The organism is Pontibacter rugosus, from assembly GCF_042678745.1.
GTDB classification, from domain to species: Bacteria; Bacteroidota; Bacteroidia; order Cytophagales; family Hymenobacteraceae; genus Pontibacter; species Pontibacter rugosus.
The window spans coordinates 1-5234 of the sequence record NZ_JBHTLD010000279.1; the positions used below are offsets into that span (position 1 = coordinate 1).

Genomic DNA, 5234 nt, shown 5'->3' on the forward strand with positions numbered 1-5234 from the left:
GTCTGCTTTACATGAATTAGGCACTTATAGCACTTAAAAAGTTTTATAAATTTGATTGCGATTTTTTATCAAGAAGTTATTACCTGCATTGTTTTAATAAGCCTATGGCTGAAGAAAATTTTATTCGATACTTCTAACAAGTGACTTATGAAATTTTATTAAGCACATTAGCAGTATGGATCACATAAAATACCCGCTCCAGTAGCAATAGCAATGGTGAAGTACAAAGAGCAGAACAGACAAAAAGAAAAATCCCGCCAGTCAAATGACTGGCGGGATTAAAGTCTATGAGAAAAACTTAACTATTTATTTTACGTCCCAGAATACTCGCACCTTCATATCAGGCTTCTGCGTGATGTTAGGGTTGGTATTTGTTTCTGCTTCTGGATAATACAGTGATCTAGGAATATAATCTGTTACTGCAATGGTAGTAGAAACAGGAGTAATAGCTGGATAACCAGTTCTTCTCCAGTCTGTCCAAGGCTCTAAGGCAACGCCATAGTTAGCGATATATTTTTCAGTAATGATCTGCTTCAGCATCTCATCAGCTGAACCTACAAGGTTACCGTTAAGAGTAACATAAGTATCTACAGCGGCAGCAGCTACACCGGCTCCTACCATTGAAGCTTGGATACCTGCCTTAAAGAATGGCTGTGCTACTGCAGCACCTCCTCCAAATCTTAAAGCATGCTCAGCTCTAATAAAGTTGTACTCAGCAAAGGTAAGCATTCTTATAGGTGCTGCACCTGTATAAGCATTGTTGTTTGCTGTGCTAGCAGGAATACGCAGTTCAGCATCAGGTGTCAAGGCAGTTTTAAGAGTCCCTCTTAAGTAAGTATGCAGACGTGAGTACGCAATAGATTCTGGATCACCGGCGGCTGCACCTTTATACTGACCAGACCCAAAAGGATAATCTGTGAAGTATGTAGCTCTTCTAGGATCAGCTTTAGCGTTCATCAAATCAACCAAGAACTTGTTAGGGAAAGTATAGTTCAAACGAGAAACTTCAAACTGATGAATTGGATTTTGTGAAGCAGTTGCATCAACAAAAGACATCTCAAAGTTATCTGCATTCGATGCCATAAAAGGAGCATTGCTCGCGATCAAAGCATCCATCTTAGCTTTTGCAAATGCTGGGTCTTTTTCGCTGTAGTGTAAGTATAAGCGCAACTTCAATGTATTTGCAAACTTCTCCCACTTCGCTCTGTCTCCTTTATAGATAGTTTCATTGGTTGACGGAGACGAGTTAGAAGCAGTAGCTTTAACATCAGTGATACCTTCATCCAACAAGGCTATTATCTGCTCATATATTACAGCATCATCATCAAGTTTAGGTTGTGTGTTAGCTGTGCCTTTTAATGCTTCAGAGTATGGCACATCGCCCCATATATCAACAGCCTGTGACACCGCATAAGCCTTAAGAATTTTAGCTATACCTGCATAATGCGGATTGCCTTCGCTGTTATTGATGATATATTCTAAATCCGGAAGTGCAACAGCATAGAATGCATTATACATGTTATTCAAGTCAGATGGCTGAATCAAATAACGCTGATACTCTCTTGTTTGGACAGTAAGGCCAGCCTGGCCGGAGAACTGCTGCATCAGCAGAGATGAGTAACGATGCAAATCGCTGCCGTTCCGGAAGCCAGTATTAACAGTTGCACTAGTTAACACCTGCGCAATTGGCGCAGCAGTGGGGCTGTTTGGGTTAACATTCACATCCAAAAACTCATCGCATGAGGTCAATGACATTATCATTGTTGCGGCAAGCCCTACTGCTATATATTTAAATTTTTTCATTTTAAAGCGATTTAAAGTACTAAAGTGTTAATCTTAAGAAAGCACCATAAGATCTGGTTTGTGGCAAACCGTTAAATTCAAAGCCTTGCGCGTTACTTACACCTAAAGTATTGTTCTCTGGGTCCAGGTGAGGGAAGTTTGGAGCTCTCATCAATAAGTTTCTGCCGTTAAGACCAATCTCTAATCTTCCGAATGGAGTTTTTTGGATCAGGCTTGCAGGTAAGCTGTAGCTAATAGAAGCTTCTCTTAATCTGATCCAGGTAGCATCATACACATAGCTCTCGCCGGCAGTATGCAGTGTAGTAAAATAATCTTGTGCTGATACAGGAATACTGTTTCTAGATCCATCTGCCATCACACCTTCAAAAGTATAAGGCTTTGAAACTGTACCATCTGCATTGAAGCGGTCAAATTCAGCAGTTTCTGCTACAGAACCACTTCTGATCAAGTCACCTAAGTTTCTAGAGTATACATCGCCTCCTTTTCTGATATCAATCAGGAAGTTGAAGTTGATACCCTTGAAACTAAGATTGTTTGTGATACCACCTGTCCAGTCTGGATTTGTATCACCGATTTTCGCGGAGATTGCATCAACAGTTGGTAAACCATTTGCATTGATCAACATTTCTCCATTCTCGTTGCGTTTGAATACAGAACCATACATTACGCCGTAAGGCTGACCAGCTTCCAGGCGAATGTTAGGAGTTGTGAAACCAGCCAGGATAATATTTGGAACACCATCAGCAAGTTGTAAAACCTCAGATCTGTTTCTGTTGAAGTTGAAGCTGATATCCCAGGTAAAGCTTCCTGCTTTTACAGGAGTAGCATTAACTAAAAGTTCAACCCCTCTATTTCTCAAAGATCCGGCATTTTTAAACTGACTTGTAAACCCGGATGAACTTGAAACAGGCACACTAAATATCAATTCAGTAGACTCTGTTTCATAGTAGTTCGCTTCGAAACTCAAACGGTTCTTGAAGAACTGCATTTCCAGGCCTACTTCTTTAGATGTAGTAAACTCAGGTCTCAGGTTAGGATCCCCAGATTGGTTACTTAATGTTCTACCACCAAGGCTGTTATAAGGAAACACGATAGATGGGCCGAAACCATCTGATGCAGCAGCTTGAGCGAAATAAGTATTTGTAGAATATGGATCAGCTTCTTTACCTACTTTAGCGTAGTTAGCCTTGATCTTCATAAACTCAATCACATCGTTCTTAAGCACAGGGAAAGCCTCTGTTGGAATAAAGCTTACAGCTACAGATGGATAGAAGTATGAGTTCTCGTCTTCACCAAAAGTAGAAGAGAAGTCATTTCTAGTTGTGAAGTTTACTGTCATGTAACCTTTGTAACCCAGTGTTGCATCTGCAAATACACCGATTAGTCTCTGTCTGTTAGTATTAGCAGAAGATGTAACGATGGAAGCATTAGAAATATTCTTCAGATCTCTGATGCCTAACGTCTTACCTGTAACAGTAACGTTTTTGCTAGAAGTATGAACTATTTCGTTACCAACATTGAAGCTAAAATCAAAATCAGTACCAAATTTCTGGCGACCTGATAGTATAAAGTTAGAGTTTACGTTTCTTGATAAGTAGCTCTGGTCATAAATACCACCTGTGCCACCTGCAGATACGTTAGCAGCTCCTCTAGCTCCAATTTGGTCATATCCTTTTGCCACTAGGTTATATGTATCAACACCTAAGCGATAGTTAGCACTTAACCAAGGCAACAGTTCATACTTTAAATTTACGTTACCGATAATACGGTTTACTTCATCTTCGTATGTGTTATTGGCAATGGTCCAGTAAGGGTTATCTACTGCATCAAAATAAATTTGATCTCCATTGGCATCCTGGTATGGTATACCTGACAGGTTGATGTTACGAGGTATAAACCAGCCTCTGAAGAATGGATTAGATAATTGGTTACCCACCTGCGTACGCTCGGAATTAGAGTTAATATACTGCATGCTGATGCCTGAAGTTAACTTAGAGGAGATATCAGCAGAACCGTTAAATGTTATGTTATTTCTATTTAATTCGTTGTTGTCCAGTATACCACTTTCAGTAGTGTTACCATAAGATAATCTATAGCTAGAGGTTTCACCGCCCCCGCTCAAGCTTATAGTGTTCTGAAGGTTTGTGCCGGTTTTGAAAATATCTTTGATGTTATCAGGATAAGCTGTTAAAGCTTCGTCTTCACCTCTAAAGTTTTTCACTGTCTGGCCTGCAATACGTGGTCCCCAGGATAAGTTACTAGTAGGAATAAAGTTACCACCTGTGCCTTGCGCGTATTCATTTTGCCAATCTGGGAACCTGTTAACTTCTACTAAGTTGTAAGAAGTATTAAACTCTACACGATTTTTCTGTCCAGCTTTACCTTTTTTTGTAGTAATGATAATTGCACCAGATGCAGCACGGGAGCCATAAAGAGCCGCAGCAGCAGGTCCTTTCAAAACGTTAATTGACTCAATATCATCCTGGTTAAGGTCAATAGCACGGTTAGAATTTGATACACCTGTTTGTAATGCGTTTGTACCACCACCGTTGTCAATTGGAACACCATCAACAACGAATAACGGCTGATTGCTATTTGTAAAGGTCGTGTTACCGCGGATAAAAACGCCAGAAGATGAGCCTACCATGCCGCTGGCACTGGATATTCTCACACCGGCCACTTTACCTGACAGAGCATTCACAACGTTTGTTGGTCGGCCTACTGTCAGCTCTTCAGCCTTTACAGTACCTACAGAGTAACCTAGATCTTTCTTATCTCTCTGGATACCTAATGCTGTTACAACTACTTCATTCAGCAGTGTTACATCCGTTTTCATACTAACACTAACTGAACTTGCATTTCCGATTGCCCGTTCAATTGTGGTGAAGCCTATAAAACGGAATTCTAATGTATTACTATTTGCCGGTACGCTAATTGAATATGTACCATCTGCTCCTGTAGTTGTGCCTACAGTCGTACCTTTTACAATCACTGCAACTCCTGGCAGTGGCTGCGCTGTGCTTTGGTCTGTAACTGTGCCAGTCACTGTTTTGCTCTGGGCGTAAGCCTGTTGCAGCAGTGTCAGCACCATCACAAAACTCATTAGTAGTAATTTTCTCATTGCTAATAGTTTGGATTAAGGTGAATTGGATTGTTGGTTAGAAATTATTAGGTTAAGTAAAGTATAGACAAAGCTTCGCCACTCCGTGCCATGCGGATATTTTTAAATTGTACTACGATTAGGCTGCTTTATAAAAGCTGCTTAATCATGCCCGTCAAGTCTGTTAATGGAATGTCAGTTATTTTGCTTTTAACATGATATCATAACTGATTTATGAAGTGTACTAGCAGTTACAGAAACTAATAAAACCAGGTTTACAACTACTTTGCTCAAATAAATCCTGTAACTTTTCCCAATAATATGCAGTAGC

General features: G+C 40.2%; 2 protein-coding genes. Both read right to left on the minus strand.

Annotated elements, in window-relative coordinates; genetic code table 11:
- Window positions 1-306 precede the first annotated feature (306 nt).
- Complete coding sequence (locus tag ACFQ2O_RS19760) at window positions 307-1803, minus strand: SusD/RagB family nutrient-binding outer membrane lipoprotein (RefSeq protein ID WP_377532102.1); 1497 nt, start codon at window positions 1801-1803, stop codon at window positions 307-309.
- A 19-nt stretch (window positions 1804-1822) separates the two neighbouring features.
- Entirely contained in the window at window positions 1823-4924 is a 3102-nt protein-coding gene (locus ACFQ2O_RS19765; RefSeq protein ID WP_377532104.1) for a SusC/RagA family TonB-linked outer membrane protein, read from the minus strand.
- Window positions 4925-5234: the final 310 nt, after the last annotated feature.